Below are 20705 nucleotides of genomic sequence, written 5' to 3' on the forward strand. Positions count from 1 at the left end.
TTCGTCCCTCAAGCGCCGGGCGCCGCGCATCCGCGCGGCTTAGCTTTCCTCGCATAAGCTCGGGCGGCCGGTCGGCCTTGCCTCGCCTGCGGCTCGGCTATTTCGCCAGCGTGAGAGGTTCGTGCGTGTCCATTGTCACAGCCCAGCGCCCAACCTTCTCCCCTCCCCGCCCGCACCGCCACACGCCCCGCACGAACACGTCCACGGCCCTTGGCGGTTTTTACCGCCAGGACCGTGTTCCATGTGTTCCATATGGAGCCTCGCCCGCGTGGCCCTACATCGGTCCTTCGCGGCTCTCTCGCATCATCCAGGCACGTCGGTCAGCGGAACAGGCCGCCCACCCCTACCCTTCTCGTGCCCGCGTCGAACGGGTGGACGGTTGCCCCGCCCAGCCCTGCTCCGGAGGGTGCGGCCGGGTTTTGCGCTCCGCCCGTCTCCTCGAGCGCGGCCATGTCCATCAGGCCGGAGATCGTCTCATAGTCGATCTGCTCCTTCAACGACACGCCCACACAGCCCGAGCGGCTCCAGCGGACCTCGGCATCGGGGAACATATGCCCGCACACCGTCAGGTCGAGCCGCGAGCCCGCTTCCATGCCCGGTACGCCATAGACCAGCAGTCCGCGCTGCGAGATATTGCCGATGAAGCCCTTGAAGCTCTCGCGGCCGCGATCGATCCGTGTCGGCAGGCGGCACGCGACGCGCAGGGCGCGCGGGACGCGGGCGGAGGGCTGGTTCGCTTCCTGCGGGAGATTGCGCAGGCCGATCAACCCGTCGCAGGTCCACGCAACACGCGCCTTCAAGGGGGGGAGACCATCCCAGAAGTAATGGATCTCGTCGCCCACGGTCAGCTCGATCTGCGTTTCGATCTGCGCGCCGTTGGAGGACAGGTGGCGGAGGAACCCCGGCGCGCTGCCATGCCTTGCGGTGATGCCGCAGGGGCGCAGGTTGCGCAGCGGGCTCGACGCCGTGCCAGCGTAGTCGTCGCTGTCGGGGGTTTGAGATATGGGGGGGAAGTTGCCGTTCCCGAAATCCTGCATGCGGCGCGGCGTATGTTCGCCGTCTTCCGCAGCTGCAACCCTACTGAAGATCATAATAGATCGTCTCCGTCTTCCCTGATGGATTGTCCTTCACCAATTTCGTGACGAGCCGCCCTCCGGCAATCACACCTGTAGACCCTGCGGTATCTCTCCCGGCCGCCAAACCAGACCATTGGAATTTGGCAGCCGGGAGGATCCGCGCCGAAGCGAGGGATGCTACGGTACTGTGTGTGCCGTTCGGCCGGGGCAATGGATCAGACTGGCCCGCCGGAGCGACACTGGCAGAACGGTCTTGAGCACTGGTAGTCGCCGGGATCAGGGCGATTACGAGTGCAACTAAGAGACGCGCTCCAACCATGCACCGACTTATCAGGCACTTTTGGTGTTCACGGCAGTTTCAAACGGAGAATGTAACGTTACACGCGCATCTAGATCTTAAAAACACTAGATTTTGGCCGTTTTTCGTGTAACCTTGCGGAAGTTTACTTGAGCATGGTTAACAGAAATTAATAAGCGTCGCCTCAATTGTAAACAAATTCTTAAAGGCCTTTATGCCCCAAAGCGCAGAAAGACTTGCCAATTTCGATGAGCTCTTGCTGAGCGAGGTCGAGCACGTCCTTGACGACCCCGTCTTCGAGCGCTCGCCGACGCAAAGCAAGCTCCTCAAATTCCTGTGCGACGAGACGATCATCGGGCGGGGGAAGCCATCGCAATTCTCCGTCGCGGTGGATGGCCTGGGTCGACCTGAGGATTACGATCTTAACAGCGACAGCTATCCGCGCGTGCAGATTTCGCGGCTGCGCCGCTCGCTGGCCAACGTCTATTCGCGCATCGACCCGCTGAACGAATTATGCGTGTTCATTCGCAAGGGCGAATATCGGCTCTATCTTGCACCGCGAACGACAGCCTATCCGGACGAACGCGCGCGCCGCTCGGACTTCAGGACGCCCGAGCAGGATGCACACGGAAACGATGGGAACAGCACTGGTGCCGCATGGAGTGGCGCTGCGAGCCGGCAGGATCATGCCCGCAATGGCGCGCCCCCGGAACTGATCGGATTGTCCAGTGGCGCAGCTCCACCTTCAAATGCCATCGACGCTCCACCGCCAGCATCTGCACAATCGAGCCCATTAAGGACGGGTATATTGATGGCGATTGCATTGCTGCTGGCAGCAATCCTCGCCATCGTCCTGGGCCGGAACATGCTTGTCGGAGATCGCAGCGGAGGAATGCAGAAAGTCCCGCTGGTCCACTTCGCGATCCGCGCCAGCGCGGCTGCGTCACCGTCATCGGCGATGGGCGATCTCGAAAATCTCGTCCGGCAAACGGTTACCAATCGTATCAGCGCATCCTTCATCGCGGGCATAGCGCCACCCGATCTTCAGGCGCAGGACGCGCAGTTTAACCTCGGATTGAACTTGCAGGGCACGGCGCAATCACCGCAGACGCTTGACCTGGTGCTGACCGATGACCGCAATACCACGCTCTACCGCGCTTCGATACCCTATGATGGGCGCAGCGCGAACTTTCTGGACGGTCTGGGCAGCGCGCTCGATGATCTGCTCACCCCCTATGGCATCATTGCCCAGCACGAGCTCGATATGATGTCTGGCAAGCCACAAACCGATTACGGCTGCTTCGTCACGATAGAGGTACTGCGCAGCCGGGGTATGCCGGCGAGCGGTCAGATCGATGAATGCATCAAGCGCTTCCCGAACAGCGAATTCAAGCCTTACTGGCTCTCCCGCAAGAGCTACGAACTCTATCAGGAGGGCATCGCCAAAGGCATTCCACTCAACAAGAATGCACCTGCCCAAGCGCTTTACCACGAGGCTTTTGCGCTCGCTCCGAACAATGCCTTTGCCAATACTTTGGCGGCCAAGATCTCGATCGCCGATGGCGATTGCACCAATGCGGCGATCTTCTCTCGCCGTGCGCTGAAAAGCGGCGAAGGCTTTCCCACGCTGAGGATCTTGATCCGAGCGGATATGACGTCCTGCCCGATGCCCGCTGCGCAACGGGCAACCTTTATCACCCAGCTGCGCAACGTCGCACTTCGGTCAAACCAGCTCAACGGGCAGTTAGCGATCCTGATGAACCTGGCGGCGCTGGGAACAGGCGATCGAGAACTGATAAGGCTGATCCAGAGCGAGACCGCCCATGTCCCGGTGGAAGGTCCGGCCAGCCCACTCCTCAAGGCAATCGGGAATTCCGCCTATTTCAATAGCCATCAGGCGGAGATCCGGAAGGCGATAGATACGCTGATCTGGAACCCCAATTCGCGGGACAAGATCATGAAGGGGCTGGCGACGATCGAAAAACGCCGGCCTGCCTGACCATCTCGACACCAGCGCAACCCGATCGGATCAGACACCCTTGGACAGAAAATCCACCAGCGCCTTGACCTTGCGCTGGCGCCATTGCGGCAATGGAGCGACCAACCAATAGGCCCGCGTTGCAGGTTCAGGACCAGCCAGCGCCTTCAGTCGGCCGTCTGCCAGCGCCTCTTCGACAAGCAATTGCGGCAGCATCGTTCGCCCTAAGCCCGCCAGCGCGCTCGACAAAGCCTGCCCCGCATTGTTGACCGAATAATGCGGCTCAGCGCCGTCCGGCAGGGCCGGACCCCAGTGAATCCAGTTGTCCGGCGCATCTTCGGTAGCAACGGTGACGCGTTCTGCCGGAGCGAGTTCGATCCCTTCCAGCTCGCCGGGTCCATCGACCAGCCGGATCGCGCAATCGAGATTGGCCTCTGTAAAGTCGGCCCCCTCGTCGGCCACGAAGGTGAAGCGTGCGTCGGGATATTCGCGTGCAAACTGGGCAAGTCTCGGCGCAAGCCATTGCGCGAAGAATTCACGCGGGGCGGCAATGGTGAAGCGGTCCGAAGCCTGTCCGGCCTGCATCGCCTGGACACTTTCCTCAAATTTGAGGAAACCTTCGCGCAAGGGCTCAAGTCCGGCAAGGCCTTCCTCGGTCAGCTCCAACCCCTTGCTCGTACGGCGAAAAAGGACGGTGCCCAGGTGATCCTCAAGCGCGCGAATTTGCTGGCCAACCGCTGCCGGAGTGACCGCGAGCTCGTCCGCTGCACGGGTAAAGCTTAGGTGTCGGGCGGCCGCGTCATAGACGCGCAGGGCGTTGAGGGGCAGATGGGTGCGCTTCATGGTAGGGTGCGAGTTAGGCCAGAGCGGCAAGCGGCACAAGCGTGCGCTCGCGTGGGTTCTCTTGGCCGGCGAATAGTCCGGATTGAACCGGAGAAACTTCCATCACTGGCGCGTGCAGTCGCCGCGCTGTAACATGTTCGACTTATTGCAAATGGCAAACCATGTGGAAAGAACGCCAAGTATGAATGCCCCGGAGACGATAGCAAACCCGGCCATGGAGCAGGAGCGCCACCAGCGCTATGTCAATCGTGAACTGTCGTGGCTGGCCTTCAACCGCAGGGTTCTGGCCGAGGCCGAGAACACGCGTTACCCGCTGCTCGAACGGCTGCGTTTCCTGTCGATCTCGGCCAGCAACCTCGACGAATTCACGATGATCCGCATTGCCGGTCTCGAAGGCATGGCAACGCGCGGGATCGAAACCACCGCGATCGACGGTACTACGCCGCGCCAGCAGCTCGACGCCATTCGTGAGGATGTTTTGCAGATCGAAGACCGACAGCAGGCGATCCTGACCGACCTGCGGCACATGCTCGCAGAAGAAAATATGCTGATTGCCGAGATCAACCAGCTTTCTATGCGAAATCAGGAATGGTTGCAGCAGTATTTCGAAAACGAAGTCCTGCCGCTGATTACCCCGCAGGCGATCGATCCCTCGCACCCCTTCCCCTTCGTCGCCAATCTCGGAATGGGGGTGATCTTCACGCTCGAACGGATCAAGGGTGGCAACGATCTGGTCGAGATGGTGCTGATCCCCAGCGGCGCGCCGCGTTTCGTGCGCGTTCCGGGCGACAAGGCAATCTATATCGCGATCGAGCAGCTGATCGTGCGTTTTGCCGACCTGCTGTTTCCGGGCTTCCGGATCAAGGGCGATGGCCTGTTCCGGGTGTTGCGAGACAGCGATATCGAGGTCGAGGAAGAGGCAGAGGATCTGGTGCGCGTGTTCCGCAGCGCGATCCAGCGCCGCCGCCGTGGCCGCGCGGTGCTGCTGGAACTCGACGAGGAATGCGATGCTGAGGCCGAGGCTGTCCTGCGCGAGGAATTCGACGTCGACAGCGCGATGGTGGTCAAGACCGAGGGTATGCTGGGTCTACGCCATCTCGATGCGATCTGTGCCGAGCCGCGCCCGGACCTCAAATTCTCGCCCTTCAGCCCGCGCTATCCCGAGCGCGTCCTGGAGCATGACGGCGATTGCTTCGCCGCCATCCGCGAGAAGGACATCATCATCCACCACCCTTACGAGAGCTTCGAGGTGGTGGTCGACTTCGTCCAGCAGGCGGCACGCGATCCTTCGGTCGTTTCGATCAAGCAGACGCTCTATCGCGCGGGCGACCAGTCGCCGATCATAAACGCGCTGGTCGAGGCGGCGCAGAACGGCAAGGCCGTGACCGCGGTGGTCGAATTGAAGGCCCGCTTCGACGAGGAGCGCAACCTCAAATGGGCCAATGAGCTTGAACGCGCAGGCGTGCAGGTCATTTACGGGTTCGTCGAATGGAAGACCCACGCCAAGGTCAGCCTGGTGGTCCGTCGCGAGGACAATTCCTATCGCACATACTGCCATTTCGGCACCGGCAATTACCATCCCGTGACGGCAAAGATTTATACCGACCTCAGCTTCTTCACTGCCAACCCGTCATTCGGGCGGGACGCCGCCAAACTGTTCAATTTCATCACCGGCTATGTCGAACCGCACGACCTTGAACAGCTGGCAATCTCGCCCCTGAATTTGCGCGACGAACTCTACGCACGGATCGACCGAGAGATTGAATTCGCACAAAAGGGCCGGCCGGCAGGTATCTGGGCAAAGTTCAATTCGCTCACCGAAAAGGGTGTGATCGACCGTCTGTATGCCGCAAGCCAGGCGGGCGTGGAGATCACGCTGGTGGTGCGCGGGATCTGTTCGCTGCGTGCGGGCGTTCCGGGCCTGTCGGAAAATATCAAGGTCAAGTCGATCATCGGACGCTTCCTCGAACACAGCCGCATCTGGGCCTTCGGCAATGGCTACCAGCTGCCGAGCCGCCGGGCGAAGGTGTATATCACGTCCGCCGACGCGATGGGCCGCAATCTCGACAGGCGCGTCGAAGTGCTGGTGCCAATCACCAATTCCACCGTGCACGACCAGGTGCTCGATCAGGTGATGCTGGCCAATATCCTCGACACCGAACGCAGCTGGCGACTCGATCCCGATGGGGAATACCACCGCATGGCCATTGGCGACGGCGGCTTCAACTGCCACGACTACTTCATGAGCAACCCTTCGCTTTCGGGCCGCGGCGCAGCGATCGAGGACCGTGATGTGCCGCGCCTGTCGCTCAGAGATCGCCGCAAGTGATCACCGGCGCAACGCGCACTCGCAATGGTAAGCGGCGAAGCCACGAAACAGCCCGCGCGGTTATCGACATCGGTTCGAACACCGTTCGCCTGGTAATCTATGGCGGACCGAGCCGTGCGCCCACCGTGCTGTGGAACGAAAAAGTCGCCGCCCGGCTCGGTCGCGATCTTGCAGCCAGCGGAACCATTCCCGACGAAGCGATGGACGAGGCGCTTTCCGCGCTGGCCCGCTATGCGGTGATCCTGCGCGACTGGGAGATTACCGAAGTCGAGGCCGTCGCGACCGCCGCTCCGCGCGACGCTGACAATGGCATGTTGTTTCTCGATCGTGCGGCATCGCACGGGCTCGATATAAGGTTGCTCAGCGGTGAGGAAGAAGCCTGCGCAAGCGCCTATGGTGCTATCGGCGCGTTTCCCGGCGCATGCGGCACGGTGATCGACCTTGGCGGCGGCAGTCTGGAACTGGTGGTGATCGGTGACGGCGAATGTCGCGAAGCTGCGAGTCTGCGGCTGGGTACGTTGCGTCTCCCGGCCATGCGCGCGAAGGGCAATTTTACGAAGAAAGTCCGCAAGGCGCTGGACGAGGCAGGCTGGGCGCACAACGAGCCGGGACCGTTCTACATGGTCGGAGGGACGTGGCGTGCTTTCGCCACCTACGCCATGCGGGCAAGCGAATATCCGCTGACCGATCCGCACGGCTTCGAGCTACCTGCCGAAGAAGCCGCACGGCTGGCGACAAAGCTGATGCGCTTGCGGCCGGAAAAGCTCGCCAACATCCGCGGCATCAGTTCGATGCGCGCCGAAAAGCTGCCCGATGCTGCGGCATTGCTGCAAGTGCTGATGGCCGAGATATGCCCGGAACAGCTGGTGTTCTCGAGCTGGGGCTTGCGCGAGGGATTGCATTACCAGCGCCTCGAACCGCTCGAACAAGCCAAGGACCCACTGCTCGCGGGCGTTGCGGCATTTGCCGGTACACGTGGGGCAAGCGTGACCGATGCAGCGCTGCTCGCAGGCTGGAGCGCCGCCGTCGCGCGCCATGGAAGCGCGCAGAATGAACGACTCCGGCTCGCCGCCGCCCAACTCGCTCTCGCGCTGCACCGTGTGGAACCCAATCTGCGTGCCGCCCACGCGCAGGAATGGGCGCTCGACAAGCGGTGGATCGATTGCGACGGACGCAGCCGGGCGATGCTTGCCGCTGCGCTGCTCGGCAGTCTCGGGATCACCGCAATGCCGGAGAGGATCCGCCTGCTCGCAAATGAAGACGAATTGGGCGAAGCGATTACTTGGGGTATGGCCTATCGTCTTGCCCAGCGTCTCGGAGCGACTGCGCGCGGTGCGCTATCGGCCAGCGCACTGGCGACCGAAGATGACCGGCTGACCTTGAGCATCGCCGAAGATCATGCCGCGCTGGCGGTCTATCCGGTGATCAAGGACTTGGCTAACCTGGCGTTCCGGCTGGACCGGGAACCACATATCGAGATCAGCGCCGGCGTGCAGGAAGACATCTGAGTGGTCCCCTCTCAGACCGGCGTTGCAATCCCTGAGCCCAGTCGATCGAAATTGCGTGCCATCGCCTCAGCGGTGCGATCGGACAAGGCAATGAACACGCGGCGGCGGTCCTCCCCATCCTCTTCGCGCACCAGCAGCCCGGCTTCGACCATCTGCGCGATTCAGCGCAAAGCCATCGTCGCCGGAACCGCTGCGGCGATACACAGCGTGGATGCGGACACACGCTTGTGCTCGGCGCGCGCGGCCGTCAGGTCGAGCAGCATATCCCATGCCGGATCGGCAAACAGCTCAGCGCCGAGAAGTTCATCGCGCAAACGGCGCTGGGCGATGATCTGCCGGACCAGCCGCGGATCGGGCAGCGGCGGGCGGGCATGGCGCCGTTGATTCTGCGCGTCGTGTGACATAGCACGATAGGAGAGACTGGATGCCGCCAACCTCTCGCCTTGGTCCTCCATATCGCTTTCAGACGAAATACCCTCGAGCCGCGCCGCCAGCCGCCCGACTTCCTGCGTGAGCTTGAGCAGGGTCGAACGGTCCTGCGGGTCCAATTCACGCAGACGGCGCCCCGGCATTCGTGTCAGCGCCTCACCCAGCGCGACCAGCCGTTCGGCACGGCTCGGCCTGACCAGCAGGATCGGTCTGGACCATTCGAGGCAGGCGAACACGTCATCGAGCGCATCGTGCGAGGTGGCCACCACGAGTTGCGCGCCGGAGCGTCTGGCCCGCTCATCAAGGCGCAACAGCGCCACGTATTTCGAAGCATCGAGGGATGGTCAATCGACCAGCACCACGCCGCCGAGGACTCCCGCATCTGCGTCCACCAGCGTGCGGAGCGAGAGCCCCGCAGTCGGCACGAGCCCCGCGCTGCGCGCATCCTCCGCCATGATCGCGAGAGTTTCGGAACTATCCCCAAAAAGCGACACCGTTACAGCGAGTTGCGAGAGCCATGAGCCCTCTTCTTACACCGCGTCATCGCATCGATAGGCAGCCTGCGCCATGCGTGTTCCCCCTTGTTTCACAGAGAACAAAAGTCGAATGAGTCAAGAATGAGTACAGCAGAATCCTCCCGCCATTCGGGCGGTCCGTGAGGACTCAATCCATGAACGGGTCGCGCACCAGGATCGTGTCTTCACGTTCGGGACTGGTCGAAATCAGCGCAACCGGTGTTTCGATCAATTCTTGGACGCGGCTGATATATTTGATCGCCTGCGCGGGCAGATCGGCCCAGCTGCGCGCACCCGCCGTGGTCTCGCGCCAGCCTTCCATTTCCTCGTAGATCGGCTCGACCGCGGCCTGATCGGCAGCGTGGGAAGGCAAATAGTCGAGAATCTTGCCGCGCAGCCGATAGCCGGTGCAGATCTTCACCATATCGAAGCCGTCGAGCACGTCGAGCTTGGTCAGCGCGATCCCGGTGACGCCGCTGATCGCGCAGCTCTGGCGCACCAGCACCGCATCGAACCAGCCGCAGCGGCGCTTGCGCCCGGTGACGGTGCCGAATTCATGACCCCGCTCGCCCAGCTTCTGTCCGATCTCATCATCGAGCTCGGTCGGAAACGGACCGCTGCCGACGCGGGTGGTGTAAGCCTTGACAATTCCCAGCACGAAACCGGTTGCGCCAGGCCCCAGCCCCGATCCGCTGGCAGCAGTGCCGCTGACGGTGTTGGAGCTGGTCACGAAGGGATAGGTGCCGTGATCGACATCGAGCAGCACGCCCTGCGCGCCTTCGAACAGGATGCGCGCGCCTGCCTTGCGCACCTTCTTCAGGCGCTTCCACACCGGCTGGGCGAAGCGCAGCACGAAGGGCGCAATTTCGCGCAGTTCGGCTAGCAGAGCCTCGCGGTCCACAGGCGGCTGGTCGAACCCGGCACGCAGCGCGTCATGATGCGCACATAGCCGGTCAAGCTGGGGTTCGAGAGAGCCGTCCTCGTCGTCGAGATAGGCCAGGTCGCACACACGGATTGCGCGGCGCCCCACTTTGTCCTCGTAAGCCGGGCCGATGCCCCGCCCGGTAGTGCCGATCTTGCCAGCACCCGCTGCGCTTTCACGCAAACCATCGAGATCGCGATGCAGCGGCAGGATCAGCGCGCAATTGTCCGCAATAGCGAAATTGTCGTCGGTGATCGACACGCCCTGACCCTCGAGCTTCTCGATCTCGGCCTTGAGCGCCCAGGGGTCGAGCACCACGCCATTGCCGATAATCGACAATGTGCCGGTGACAATGCCAGAGGGCAGCAGCGAGAGCTTGTAGGTGGTGTTGCCCACCACCAGCGTGTGTCCGGCATTATGGCCGCCCTGAAACCGCACCACTGCATCGGCGCGCGCGGCGAGCCAGTCGACGATCTTGCCTTTGCCTTCGTCGCCCCATTGGGCCCCGATCACGGTTACATTGGCCACGGAAATTCCTATCTTCCATTCGCACAAACGGGGCGGGCGTTAGGCTCGCATGCATTCCAACACAAGCGCCATGGCTTGGGAAACTGCACAAAGGCTCGATCATTGAGTCCGAAAAGGAGAAATTTGTGACCGATTACCCCACCCTCACCTTGAACGACAATCGCGCCCTGCCCCAGCTCGGATTCGGAACCTGGCAGATCGACGATGACAAAGCCGCCGATGCGGTGCGCACCGCGCTCGATGTCGGATACCAGATGGTCGACACCGCTGCCATCTACCAAAACGAGCGCGGCGTGGGCGACGGACTGAAGGATGCCAGCGTGTTTCTGCAGACTAAGATCTGGAATGAAAGCCAAGGCTACGATCGCACGTTGAAGGCAGCGGACAAATGCCTCGACCGGCTCGGACGCGACCATGTCGATATGCTGCTGATCCATTGGCCCTGCCCCGGCAAGGATCTGTACGTGGAAACATGGAAGGCGCTGATCGAGCTGCGCGATTTGGGCAAAGCCAAATCGATTGGCGTGTCGAACTTCCGCGCGGAGGACCTTCGCCGGATCATCGACGAAACCGGCGTGACCCCCGCGCTTAACCAGATCGAGTTGCATCCCAGCTTCCAGCAGCGCGAATTGCGCAAACTCCACGAAGAACTGGGCATCATTACCCAGAGCTGGTCCCCGCTGGGCCAGGGCGGCGGGATGGACAACCCTGCAATCAAGCAGATCGCTGAAGAAACCGGTCGTCCGGCAAGCGCAGTCATCCTGCGCTGGCATCTCCAGCATGGTCTGAGCACGATCCCCAAAGCATCCAGCAGGGCGCATATCGAAGCCAACTTCGAAGCTCTGGCCTTCTCCCTGACCGATGAGCAGATGGGCAAGATCGACGATCTTGACGACAAGGGTGGCCGCATGGGGCCCGATCCGTCGGACATGGACTGACCGGTTGACTGTATTACAACAATATGACACTTGGGCGGCTTCCAGAACCAAAACAGGGAGTCGCCCGTGTCCATTGTTCTCGCCATACTCGCCGCCGCCACCTCGCCGGTAGCCACCGCCAATCCGCAGACCCAGGTCGCGCAGGCGGTCGATATTGGCGATACCGCGGCGCGAAAGCGCGGCGACCGCAGCCATGTGCTGGTGCTGGGCACGGCACATTTGTCGCATTTGCCGAAGACGTTCGACACAGCGCGGCTAAAGCCACTGCTCGACAAGCTTGCAAAATGGGACCCGCAAAGCATCACGGTTGAAGGTATTTCCGGCGAGCAATGCGATTACCTGCGCAGCTATGAATTCGCTTACCCCGGCACTGCAGAGGATTATTGTCCCGATACGCTGGCTGCGCGCGAGGCGCTTAGGGTGACGGGGCCTGAGGCGGAGAAAGCGGTTCTCGCGCTTTTGAAGCACAAGGATCATACGCCGGCCGAGCGACGCAGGATAGCCGGGCTGTTCCTGGCTATCGGTGAACCGGAGTCGGCGATGCTCCAGTGGGAGCAATTGCCGAAGTCCGAACAGCACGCGGATGAAAACCTGCCCGAAGCGCAGGTGGCAAGGCTCGAGAAGGAGGCGCGTTACCGCAATGAGAACGTATCCATAGCAGTCGCGCTCGGCGTAAAGCTTGGGCTCGACCGCATCTATCGGGTGGACGATCATACCGGTGATCGTGCCGGCGTGGTGGCCGACGAAAAAGCCTATGACCGCGAACTGCCGTTGATCTGGAAAAGCAAGCTGCTCGACCAGCGCATCGCACAGGACGATGCCAAGGAAAAGGTAATGCTAGCCGGTGGCTCTGTTATCGACTGGTATCGCGACCTCAATTCGCCCGCCAACGCACGGCTGGCGATGGAAACCGATTTCGGCGCGGCTGCGGGCAGCACGAAATATCCCGCCACGGGCCGCGCCTATCTCGCCTATTGGGAAACGCGCAACCTGCGGATTGCCGCCAATATCCGCGAAGTTCTCGGATCGGGCGGACGTGTGCTGTCGATCATCGGCGCATCGCACAAGCCCTATCTCGAACGCTATCTCGGCATGACCAGCGACGTCGTGATCGACAATGTCGAAAAAGTGCTTACCGATTGATCGATGCCGAGCGCCGCTGCTAGGGGAGCGCGGTGACCCAGCCCCTCCCCTATCGCGTCGCCGCGCTATACCAGTTTACCCGTTTCGACGATCCAGCGGCTCTGCGCGCGCCGCTGCTCTACGTTAGTGATGCGGCGGACGTACGCGGCACCCTGCTGCTGGCGCATGAGGGTATCAACGGGACCATCGCGGGCAGCGGTGCGGGCATTGAGGCAGTGCTCGAACACATCCGCAAACTTCCCGGATGCGCCGCGATCGAGGTTAAGGAATCGCGCGCCGCCACTATGCCGTTCCACAGGATGAAGGTGCGGCTCAAGAAAGAGATCGTGACCATGGGGCAGCCCGATCTCGATCCGCTGCAAGGCGTCGGCACCTATGTCTCGCCGCGGGACTGGAACGCGCTGATCAGCGATCCCGAGACTATCGTGATCGACACGCGCAACGATTACGAGGTCGCCATTGGCAGCTTTGCCGGAGCAGAAAACCCGGAAACCGCCAGCTTTCGAGAATTTCCCGAATGGTTTCGCGCACGCCGCGCCGCCATCGAAGCCGAGGGCAAGGTGCCGAAGATCGCAATGTTCTGCACCGGCGGCATCCGCTGCGAAAAATCCACCGCTTTCGCCCGGGCCGAAGGGGTTGACGAGGTCTATCACCTCAAGGGCGGGATACTGAACTATCTCGAACACGTACCCGAGCGCGAGAGCCTGTGGCAGGGCGAATGCTTCGTGTTCGACGAGCGTGTGAGCGTTGGCCACGGACTTGCGCTGGGAAGCCACACGCTCTGCCGCGCCTGCCGAATGCCGCTGAGCGAAGAGGATATGCACTCGGAGCACTATGTCGAGGGCGTCTCGTGTCACCATTGTTACGAAACCCGCACCGACGAGCAACGCGCGCGCTATGCCGAGCGGCAGCGGCAGGCCCGCTTGGCGGCGCGGCAGGGCGAGGAGCATATCGGGCGCAGGCTCGATCGTCAGGCCGATGGCTGAGGCAGTGCTCTACAGCTTCCGCCGCTGCCCCTATGCGATGCGCGCGCGCATGGCGCTGCACGTCAGCGGTGCGCGATACGAACACCGTGAGGTCGTGCTGCGGGATAAACCCGCCGAGATGGTCGATGTGTCGCCCAAGGCCACCGTCCCGGTGTTCGTGACCGAAAGCGGCGTAGTCATCGACGAAAGCCTCGACATCATGCGCTGGGCTTTGGCTGAAAACGATCCCGAAAGCTGGCTGGAGCGGGACGATCCAGCACTGATCGCTGCCAATGACGGCCCGTTCAAGCATCATCTCGACCGCTACAAATACGCCACGCGCTATGACGATGTGGATCCGGACGATCACCGCGCGGAAGCGCTTGGGCTGTTGCGCATCCTCGAACAGCGTCTCGCCAGTTCACCCTATCTGTGTGGAGCGCACCGCGGCCTTGCCGACATCGCGATCTTCCCCTTCGTCCGCCAGTTCGCCAACACCGACCGCGGGTGGTTCGATGCGCAGGACATTTCCGCTGTGCAGCAATGGCTTGCCAGGCTCATCGGATCGGATCTGTTCGCCAGCATCATGACGAAGCACGAACCGTGGAAATCGGACGCCTAAAGCGGCTGCGCCTCGGTTTCGTCCAGCCGGTGCGTGCAGCCCAGCGCGCGCGGATCTTCCTCGCCGGTGATCGCCGCCACGGTCCGCCAGCCGAGCGCGCGCAGGCGGCGTGCAGCCTCTCGGTCATGGCCGGTCGGCAGGAACAGCGTATCACGCACAGGTGTTTCGATGCCCAGAGCTTCGAGCAGCGGCTCGATATAGAGCGAAAATCCAACCGCCGGTTCTTCCGTGCCGCGAATCGTATAGGTCCCACCGCGCCCCACCGCGCCACGCGCGCCCTCGGCATAGAGGGTGAAGCCGATCCAGCTCTGGTATTCGAAGCCATGCAGTTCTGTGGGATCGAGGGTCACTCGCACGCCCTCGCCTAACTGCTCACCGATGGCGCGCACGCCTTCGAGCCGACTGGCCAGCACGCCTCCTGCATCGAGCGCCGCCAGCTTCTCAAACGCTTCATCGAGCGGTCCGGCGGCATAGAGTAGCGGGAGGTAGTCGGCGCCGCCTGCATCGGCCAATCCGCCGGCATCCTTCATGTCCAATTCGCGTCGCACCGCTGCAATCTTGTCAGGTGCAAGCGGCAAGGCCTTGTCGGCCAGCGCATCGACCAGATCGGGCAGCGTGAAATCGACCGAAATTCCGGTCAGCCCGGCGCCTTCCAGCGCGGCAACCGCCAGTGCAACGGCCTCGCTTGCCGCCGCCACGCTGCCGCTGCCAATCAGTTCGGCGCCCATCTGCAAGCGCTGGCGCGCAGGGTCGAGCTGGTCGGCACGGATGGTTGCGACTTCCCCGGCATAGCACAGCCGCAGCGGGCGCGGCGCATCGGCCAGTGCAGTCGCCGCGATCCGCCCGATCTGCACCGTCATGTCGCTGCGCAAGGCGAGCGTCCTGAGGCTGGCTGGATCGGTAAAGCGGAACATGCGGCGCGGCGTCACCCCGTCCATGCGGCTCGCCAGCGAATGCTCGAATTCGACCAGCGGTGGGCGCACGCGGTCATACCCATGCGCGTCCATTGCATCGAGCACGGAGCGCATGATGCGGGTCATGGTAGCCGCTTCTTGCGGCAGGGCATCGGCCAGCCCTTCGGGCAGGAGATCGTCGGCTGTGTGCTTTGCAGTCATAGCGCCCGGTCCCCTGCCCGATGGCGGCTCAGAAGGCCAGTGGCTTGACGAGTTTGACGTCCTGCAATGCGCAAGCCTGCTTGACCACGCTTTCGGGAATCGGTTGATCGACGCTCAGCAGCAGCACCGCCTCGCCCCCGGTCTCACGGCGACCAAGGTGGAAGGTGCCGATGTTGATCCCCGCCTCACCCAACAGCGAACCGATCCGGCCGATGAAGCCGGGCGCGTCCTCGTTGACGATGTAAAGCATGTGGCCGGTCAGTTCAGCCTCGATCCGGACGCCGAAGATTTCGACCAGGCGCGGCGCGTCGCTACCGAACAGCGTGCCTGCAACCGAACGGTCGCCGTTCTCGGTGCCGACGGTGACGCGCAGCAGCGTGTTGTAAGCACCCTCGCGCTGGTGGCGGATCGAGCGCACGTCCAGTCCGCGCTCCTTGGCGAGAAACGGCGCATTGACCATGTTCACCGTGTCCGAATACTGCCGCATCAGCCCGGCAAGCACCGCGCCTTCGATCGGCTTGCCCGACAGCTCTGCCGCCGCGCCTTCGCGCTCGATCGCAATGCTGGTGAGATTGCCGTGCGCGAGCTGGCCGACGAGGCTGCCGAGGCTTTCGGCAAGCTTCATATAGGGTTTCAGCTTGGGCGCTTCCTCGGCGCTCAGGCTCGGCATGTTGAGCGCATTTGTGACCCCGCCATTGACCAGATAATCGGCCATCTGCTCGGCCACCTGCAGCGCCACATTGACCTGCGCTTCGGTGGTCGAGGCACCGAGATGCGGCGTGCAGATGAAATTGGGCTTGCCGAACAGCGGGCTGCCCTTGGCCGGTTCGGTCTTGAACACGTCCAGCGCCGCACCCGCGATGTGGCCCGAGTCGAGCAAATCGCCCAGCGCCTCTTCGTCGATCAGCCCGCCGCGCGCGCAGTTGACGATGCGCACGCCCTGCTTGGTCTTGGCGAGGTTTTCGCGGCTGAGGATATTGCGCGTCTCGTCGGTCAGCGGGGTATGCAGGGTGATGAAATCGGCCCGTGCGAGCAGATCGTCGAGATTGACCTTCTCGACCCCGATTTCGACCGCGCGCTCAGGCGTCAGGAAGGGATCATAGGCGATCACCTTCATCCGCACGCCCTGTGCGCGGGCCGCGACGATCGAGCCGATGTTGCCCGCTCCGATCAGCCCCAGCGTCTTGCCGGTCACCTCAACGCCCATGAACGCGTTCTTCGGCCATTCGCCCGCCTGAGTGCGGGTGTTCGCCTCCGGGATCTGGCGCGCGAGTGCAAAGATCATCGCGATGGCGTGTTCGGCGGTGGTGATCGAATTGCCGAAAGGCGTGTTCATCACCACCACGCCCTTAGCCGAAGCAGCCGGGATATCGACATTGTCGACACCGATTCCAGCGCGGCCGATGACCTTGAGATTGGTTGCAGCATCGAGGATGGCGGCCGTCACCTTGGTCGAGGAGCGGATCGCGAGGCCATCATAGTCGCCGATGCGGGCGGCAAGTTCTTCAGGCGTTTCGCCGGTAATTACGTCGACATCGCAGCCGCGCTCTTCGAAAATGCGTGCGGCGTTAGGGTCCATTTTGTCGCTGATAAGGACTTTGGGTTTGGTCATGGATAATTCCTAAAATTCGGGTGCAGGCCCAGCGCAGGCTGGGACCTTATGCATGGATTACATCTGGGCCGATGGAGGCCCCGTCCGTTGGCGGGGCCTTGGCTCTCAGCCGTTCTTGACCTGATCGTAGGCCCACTCGATCCACGGCAGCAGGCGCTTGATGTCCTCCTGCTCGACCGTGCCGCCGCACCAGACGCGCAAGCTTGGCGGGGCGTCGCGATAGCCATTGAAATCATAGCCGACGTCGCGCTCTTCCAGCAGCTTGACGATTTTCTTCGGCACGCCCGCCTGCTCCTCGGCGGAGAGGCTTTCGTACCACTCGCCCTGAAACACGAAACACACGCCGGTGTTGGTGCGCTGCGCCGGGTCGGGGACCATGTTCTTCAGCCACGGCGTCGCCTCGATCCAGTCGGTCAGGATCTTGGCATTCGCATCGGCGCGTTCGAACATCGCCTTGCGCCCGCCGAGAGCCTGTGCCCATTCGAGCGCCATGATGTAATCTTCGGTTGCCAGCATGGACGGCGTGTTGATCGTCGCCCCTTCGAAGATGCCGGTGTTGATCTTGCCGCCCTTCTTCAGCCGGAACAGCTTGGGCAGCGGCCATTCGGGATCGTATTCCTCGATCCGCTGGACCGCCTTGGGGCTGAGGACCAACATCCCGTGTTGGGCTTCCGACCCCATGACCTTCTGCCAGCTATAAGTGGTGGCATCGAGCTTCGCCCAGTCCATCTCCATCGCGAAGATGGCGCTGGTGGCATCGTTGATGGTGACGCCCGGGCGGCCCGGTGCGAGCCAGTCGGTATTGGGGATCTTCGCGCCCGAGGTGGTGCCGTTCCAGGTGAACACGACATCGTTTTCCTGCGGGATCGAGGCGAGATCGGGGATCTCGCCGTAATCGGCATCGAGCGCCGTCAGTTGCGGCAGCTTGAGCTGCTTTACCGCGTCCTGGATCCAGACATTGCCAAAGCTTTCCCACGCGGCCACCGTCGCCGGGCGATCGGGGCGTAGCATGGTCCACATCGCGCATTCCAGCGCTCCGGTATCGGAGGCAGGCATGATCCCGACGAGATAGTCATCGGGCACGCCGAGCAACTCTTTCGACAGGTCGATGGCATATTTCAGCCGCGACTTGCCGAGCGCGCTGCGGTGCGAGCGACCAAGCGATTCGGTTTTGATTCGGGAAATGTCCCAGCCTGAAAACTTGGCCGTAGGACCAGACGAAAAGAAGGGGCGCTCTGGCTTGAGCGTCGGTTCAGCAGTCATGTATTCTCTCCTTGCAGAGAGCACGCGCGGCGTTGGGACCGCGTGGCCCGTCGGCCGAAATAAAGTTGCCGCCACGCAAGTCAATGGGGCTTGGCAATTATACGACGAAGCGGCGCTGCTGCGGGTTCGTTACCGCACTCGCCAAACAGACTCTACCGGACTATGGCGCGCCGGCATGGATATCTCGCGCCTCCGCCTCGCGCTGATCAGCGGCAATTACAACATGGTTCGCGATGGACCGACGCAGGCGCTCAATCGGCTGGTCGGCTATATGCTGGATCATGGCGCGGCGGTGCGCGTGTTCGCCCCGACCGTGGAAAACCCGCAGGTAGAAGCGGTGGGTGAGGTGATCTCGATTCCCTCTTTCGCGATTCCCGGGCGCAGCGAATACCGCATCCCCATCGGCCTGGTCGGCGAAGCCAAGCGCGAATTCGAAGCCTTTTGTCCCAACATCGTTCACGTTGCCAGCCCCGACCGGGCGAGTCGGCAAGGGGCGAAATGGGCGCGCGATCATGGGGTGCCGGTGCTTGCATCGGTCCACACCAGGTTCGAGACCTATCCGCAATATTATCACCTCGGCTTCATGGAGCCGGTGGTCGAAGCATGGCTGCGCAAGCTGTATCGCCGCTGCGATGCGCTGGTCGCGCCTTCTGACGGCATGGTTGAGGTGCTTCACAGGCAGCGAATGCACCGCGAAATCGGCATCTGGTCGCGCGGGGTGGATCGCACGATCTTCAATTCGACCGCGCGCGACCTGGAATGGCGGCGCTCGCTCGGCTTTGCGGATGATGAAATTGCCATCGGCTTTCTCGGCCGCGTGGTGATGGAAAAGGGCCTGCCCGAATTCGCTGAAACCATGAACGAACTGACCAAGCGCGGCGTCAAGCACAAGGTGCTGGTGCTGGGCGATGGTCCGGCCCGTAGCTGGTTTGCGGAGAAGGTGCCCGAGGCGGCATTTGGCGGCTATCTGATGGGTGCCGACCTTGGCCGTGCGGTTGCAGGGATGGACATTTTCTTCAACCCCTCGATCACCGAGACTTTCGGCAATGTCACGCTCGAGGCGATGGCTTGCGGCGTGCCGGTGGTGGCCGCCCGTGCGACCGGAGCAACCACGCTGGTGCGCGATGGCGTAACGGGGCAGCTCGTCACGCCGGGCGACATTCCGGCCTATGCCGATGCCATTGCTGCTTACATCGACGACCCGGCCCTGCGGCAAAAGCATGGCGAGGCCGGCGAAGCGCGCAGCAAGGAATTCAGCTGGGAAGCGATCAATCGCTCGATGGCGGAAACCTATCTGCGACTGGTGGAGCGGCGCGGCGGAGCCTGAACCGCGCTTTCTGCGCCTATTTCAGCACACCCTTGCGCCGCATGCTGGCGGCATAGATCAGCAGGAATACCGCAATCGACCAGATGACGATGCTCATCGTCACATTGGTGTTCGATTTGACCCACGCGGGCGCTGACGAAAATTCCTGATACGCGGTGGTCACGCCCAGGCCGACGAGCGAGGCGACGAAAGCCGGATCGGCCCAGCGCGAGCGCAGCAGCAACAGGATCGATCCCAGCACCGCGCCCCATACGCCAAGCGCCCAGAACGCCACCAGCCAGCCGGGGAAGCCACGGAAATACTCCATCGCCTGAACGGCGCTGACACCCATGGATTCGCCCAGCGTCTTCTCGAAATATGCCAGGTTGCCCATCTGTGTCTGGAGATAATCGTTCGCGCCGAACGAATTCCACAGCAGCGCGAGCACCCCTACGACCCACAAATGCCATGGCGCCCCGCGAAAGCGCGAGGCGGGTTCATCCGATGTTTCGATAAACGGTTTGGTCTCACTATCCATGCCATTCCCTCCCGGCAGCTGCGACACCGCGGAGGAAAGTAGCACGGGGTTTGCCCCTGTCAAAGGCGCTCGATCTTGCGCGCGAGATCGTCGACCAGATCGACGATCTGCTCGATGGTTTCGTCGCCCAGATCGCCCGAACGGGCCTTGTTCTTGAGCACGCTGGCGAGGTTGCCGAGCGCGCGGAACATTTCGGGCGTCGCATAGGCGCGACCCTTTTCGGCCTGCTGCTCGGCTGCTTCCGCCCGGCGGGCGAAGCGTTCGCGCATTTCAGCAACCTCGTCTGCACGCTCTGTCAGTTCCTCACGGCCCTTGTCGGTAACCTCGAACGCCTTGCGTGGCTCATCCGAACCGGACACCTCGCGAATCAGGCCTTCGTCTTCGAGCAGGGACAGTGTCGGGTAGATCGTGCCCGGACTGGGTGAATACCCGTCGCCGGTCATCTCCTCGATTGCCTTGATGAGCTCGTAACCATGGCGCGGTTCGTCCGCGATCAGGCTGAGCAGCAACAGCCGCAGTTCGCCTTGCGCGAACATTCGACCGCGCCGCCTACGCCCACCATGATTATGGCGATGCTGCCTGCCACCGTCGCTGAAGGGGCCATCCGGACCAAAAGGCCCGCGAGGCCCGAATACCCCGTCCGGGCCAAAGAAGCCGGAAGGTCCGAAAGGGCCGTCGGGGCCGAAAAATCCGCCGCCGCCAGATCCTTCACGACCGCTCATAGCGGCGAAACGGCCCATACCCCGCCATCTTCGACCGCGCCTATCACGGGGGTGA

19 protein-coding genes are annotated in these 20705 nt (G+C 62.5%); 8 read left to right on the plus strand and 11 right to left on the minus strand.

Annotation, left to right across the window (positions count from 1 at the left end; all coding sequences use genetic code 11):
* Window positions 1-320: 320 nt before the first annotated feature.
* Window positions 321-1091: a PilZ domain-containing protein gene (locus tag GRI58_RS01275; protein WP_160751738.1), complete on the minus strand. Its 771-nt coding sequence runs from the start codon at window positions 1089-1091 to the stop codon at window positions 321-323.
* A gap of 497 nt (window positions 1092-1588) precedes the next feature.
* Here GRI58_RS01275 and GRI58_RS01280 point away from each other — a divergent pair, with 497 nt between their 5' ends.
* Complete coding sequence (locus GRI58_RS01280; protein WP_160751739.1) at window positions 1589-3373, plus strand: hypothetical protein; 1785 nt, start codon at window positions 1589-1591, stop codon at window positions 3371-3373.
* A 30-nt stretch (window positions 3374-3403) separates the two neighbouring features.
* Here GRI58_RS01280 and GRI58_RS01285 read toward each other — a convergent pair whose 3' ends face one another.
* On the minus strand, window positions 3404-4195 hold the full coding sequence (locus tag GRI58_RS01285) for a LysR substrate-binding domain-containing protein (RefSeq protein ID WP_160751740.1): 792 nt from the start codon (window positions 4193-4195) through the stop codon (window positions 3404-3406).
* A 181-nt stretch (window positions 4196-4376) separates the two neighbouring features.
* On the opposite strand from GRI58_RS01285, the gene GRI58_RS01290 reads away from it, so the two are divergent.
* On the plus strand, window positions 4377-6524 hold the full coding sequence (locus GRI58_RS01290; RefSeq protein ID WP_202386725.1) for an RNA degradosome polyphosphate kinase: 2148 nt from the start codon (window positions 4377-4379) through the stop codon (window positions 6522-6524).
* On the plus strand, window positions 6521-8032 hold the full coding sequence (locus GRI58_RS01295; RefSeq protein WP_160751742.1) for a Ppx/GppA phosphatase family protein: 1512 nt from the start codon (window positions 6521-6523) through the stop codon (window positions 8030-8032). Before GRI58_RS01290 ends, GRI58_RS01295 begins: the two co-directional genes overlap by 4 nt.
* An 11-nt stretch (window positions 8033-8043) precedes the next feature.
* Here GRI58_RS01295 and GRI58_RS01300 read toward each other — a convergent pair whose 3' ends face one another.
* The 4 genes from GRI58_RS01300 to GRI58_RS01315 all read right to left on the minus strand — a co-directional run bounded on the left by GRI58_RS01300 (window position 8044) and on the right by GRI58_RS01315 (window position 10426).
* Complete coding sequence (locus GRI58_RS01300) at window positions 8044-8184, minus strand: hypothetical protein (RefSeq protein ID WP_160751743.1); 141 nt, start codon at window positions 8182-8184, stop codon at window positions 8044-8046.
* Window positions 8185-8193: 9 nt separating this feature from the next.
* Window positions 8194-8727: a hypothetical protein gene (locus tag GRI58_RS01305; protein ID WP_160751744.1), complete on the minus strand. Its 534-nt coding sequence runs from the start codon at window positions 8725-8727 to the stop codon at window positions 8194-8196.
* 78 nt (window positions 8728-8805) lie between these two features.
* Window positions 8806-8955 carry a hypothetical protein gene (locus GRI58_RS01310; RefSeq protein WP_160751745.1) on the minus strand — a complete coding sequence of 50 codons (150 nt, stop codon included), beginning with the start codon at window positions 8953-8955 and terminating at the stop codon, window positions 8806-8808.
* A gap of 169 nt (window positions 8956-9124) precedes the next feature.
* Window positions 9125-10426, minus strand: coding sequence for an adenylosuccinate synthase (locus GRI58_RS01315; RefSeq protein ID WP_160751746.1), 1302 nt, complete (start codon window positions 10424-10426; stop codon window positions 9125-9127).
* Between the two features lie 125 nt (window positions 10427-10551).
* Between GRI58_RS01315 and GRI58_RS01320 the strand changes: the two genes are divergently transcribed.
* The 4 genes from GRI58_RS01320 (at window position 10552) to GRI58_RS01335 (ending at window position 14094) form a co-directional block, all read left to right on the plus strand.
* Complete coding sequence (locus GRI58_RS01320; protein WP_160751747.1) at window positions 10552-11364, plus strand: aldo/keto reductase; 813 nt, start codon at window positions 10552-10554, stop codon at window positions 11362-11364.
* 66 nt (window positions 11365-11430) lie between these two features.
* Complete coding sequence (locus GRI58_RS15815) at window positions 11431-12507, plus strand: DUF5694 domain-containing protein (protein WP_160751748.1); 1077 nt, start codon at window positions 11431-11433, stop codon at window positions 12505-12507.
* Window positions 12508-12539: 32 nt separating this feature from the next.
* Window positions 12540-13493 carry an oxygen-dependent tRNA uridine(34) hydroxylase TrhO gene (trhO, locus tag GRI58_RS01330; protein WP_160751749.1) on the plus strand — a complete coding sequence of 318 codons (954 nt, stop codon included), beginning with the start codon at window positions 12540-12542 and terminating at the stop codon, window positions 13491-13493.
* Window positions 13486-14094: a glutathione S-transferase gene (locus GRI58_RS01335; RefSeq protein ID WP_160751750.1), complete on the plus strand. Its 609-nt coding sequence runs from the start codon at window positions 13486-13488 to the stop codon at window positions 14092-14094. The genes trhO and GRI58_RS01335 overlap by 8 nt, the downstream gene beginning before the upstream one ends.
* On the opposite strand, the gene GRI58_RS01340 is transcribed toward GRI58_RS01335, so the two are convergent.
* The 3 genes from GRI58_RS01340 to GRI58_RS01350 form a co-directional block, all read right to left on the minus strand.
* A complete protein-coding gene (locus tag GRI58_RS01340) occupies window positions 14091-15209 on the minus strand; it encodes an ATP phosphoribosyltransferase regulatory subunit (protein ID WP_160751751.1) in 1119 nt (372 codons plus the stop codon). The two genes, GRI58_RS01335 and GRI58_RS01340, sit on opposite strands and share 4 nt — an antisense overlap.
* Window positions 15210-15237: 28 nt before the next feature.
* Window positions 15238-16821, minus strand: coding sequence for a phosphoglycerate dehydrogenase (gene serA / locus GRI58_RS01345; RefSeq protein ID WP_160751752.1), 1584 nt, complete (start codon window positions 16819-16821; stop codon window positions 15238-15240).
* A gap of 105 nt (window positions 16822-16926) precedes the next feature.
* Window positions 16927-18084, minus strand: a complete 1158-nt coding sequence (locus GRI58_RS01350; RefSeq protein ID WP_160751753.1) for a phosphoserine transaminase — start codon at window positions 18082-18084, stop codon at window positions 16927-16929.
* Window positions 18085-18259: 175 nt separating this feature from the next.
* On the opposite strand from GRI58_RS01350, the gene GRI58_RS01355 reads away from it, so the two are divergent.
* Window positions 18260-19411, plus strand: coding sequence for a glycosyltransferase family 4 protein (locus GRI58_RS01355; protein ID WP_160751754.1), 1152 nt, complete (start codon window positions 18260-18262; stop codon window positions 19409-19411).
* A gap of 16 nt (window positions 19412-19427) precedes the next feature.
* Here GRI58_RS01355 and GRI58_RS01360 read toward each other — a convergent pair whose 3' ends face one another.
* On the minus strand, window positions 19428-19928 hold the full coding sequence (locus tag GRI58_RS01360) for a hypothetical protein (protein ID WP_237452000.1): 501 nt from the start codon (window positions 19926-19928) through the stop codon (window positions 19428-19430).
* 59 nt (window positions 19929-19987) lie between these two features.
* Window positions 19988-20464 carry a PadR family transcriptional regulator gene (locus GRI58_RS01365; RefSeq protein ID WP_237452001.1) on the minus strand — a complete coding sequence of 159 codons (477 nt, stop codon included), beginning with the start codon at window positions 20462-20464 and terminating at the stop codon, window positions 19988-19990.
* Window positions 20465-20705: the final 241 nt, after the last annotated feature.

Origin of the sequence: Qipengyuania algicida (genome assembly GCF_009828025.1) — a bacterium.
Classification (GTDB): Bacteria; Pseudomonadota; Alphaproteobacteria; order Sphingomonadales; family Sphingomonadaceae; genus Qipengyuania; species Qipengyuania algicida.

What these genes read in the sequence shown, in the direction of transcription:
- GRI58_RS01275 (WP_160751738.1), bottom strand. Translation starts at nt 1,091, where the DNA reads ATGATCTTCAGTAGGGTTGCAGCTGCGGAAGACGGCGAACATACGCCG.
- GRI58_RS01280 (WP_160751739.1), top strand. Translation starts at nt 1,589, where the DNA reads ATGCCCCAAAGCGCAGAAAGACTTGCCAATTTCGATGAGCTCTTGCTG.
- GRI58_RS01285 (WP_160751740.1), bottom strand. Translation starts at nt 4,195, where the DNA reads ATGAAGCGCACCCATCTGCCCCTCAACGCCCTGCGCGTCTATGACGCG.
- GRI58_RS01290 (WP_202386725.1), top strand. Translation starts at nt 4,377, where the DNA reads ATGAATGCCCCGGAGACGATAGCAAACCCGGCCATGGAGCAGGAGCGC.
- GRI58_RS01300 (WP_160751743.1), bottom strand. Translation starts at nt 8,184, where the DNA reads ATGGTCGAAGCCGGGCTGCTGGTGCGCGAAGAGGATGGGGAGGACCGC.
- GRI58_RS01335 (WP_160751750.1), top strand. Translation starts at nt 13,486, where the DNA reads ATGGCTGAGGCAGTGCTCTACAGCTTCCGCCGCTGCCCCTATGCGATG.
- GRI58_RS01340 (WP_160751751.1), bottom strand. Translation starts at nt 15,209, where the DNA reads ATGACTGCAAAGCACACAGCCGACGATCTCCTGCCCGAAGGGCTGGCC.
- serA (WP_160751752.1), bottom strand. Translation starts at nt 16,821, where the DNA reads ATGACCAAACCCAAAGTCCTTATCAGCGACAAAATGGACCCTAACGCC.
- GRI58_RS01350 (WP_160751753.1), bottom strand. Translation starts at nt 18,084, where the DNA reads ATGACTGCTGAACCGACGCTCAAGCCAGAGCGCCCCTTCTTTTCGTCT.
- GRI58_RS01355 (WP_160751754.1), top strand. Translation starts at nt 18,260, where the DNA reads ATGGATATCTCGCGCCTCCGCCTCGCGCTGATCAGCGGCAATTACAAC.
- GRI58_RS01360 (WP_237452000.1), bottom strand. Translation starts at nt 19,928, where the DNA reads ATGGATAGTGAGACCAAACCGTTTATCGAAACATCGGATGAACCCGCC.
- GRI58_RS01365 (WP_237452001.1), bottom strand. Translation starts at nt 20,464, where the DNA reads ATGTTCGCGCAAGGCGAACTGCGGCTGTTGCTGCTCAGCCTGATCGCG.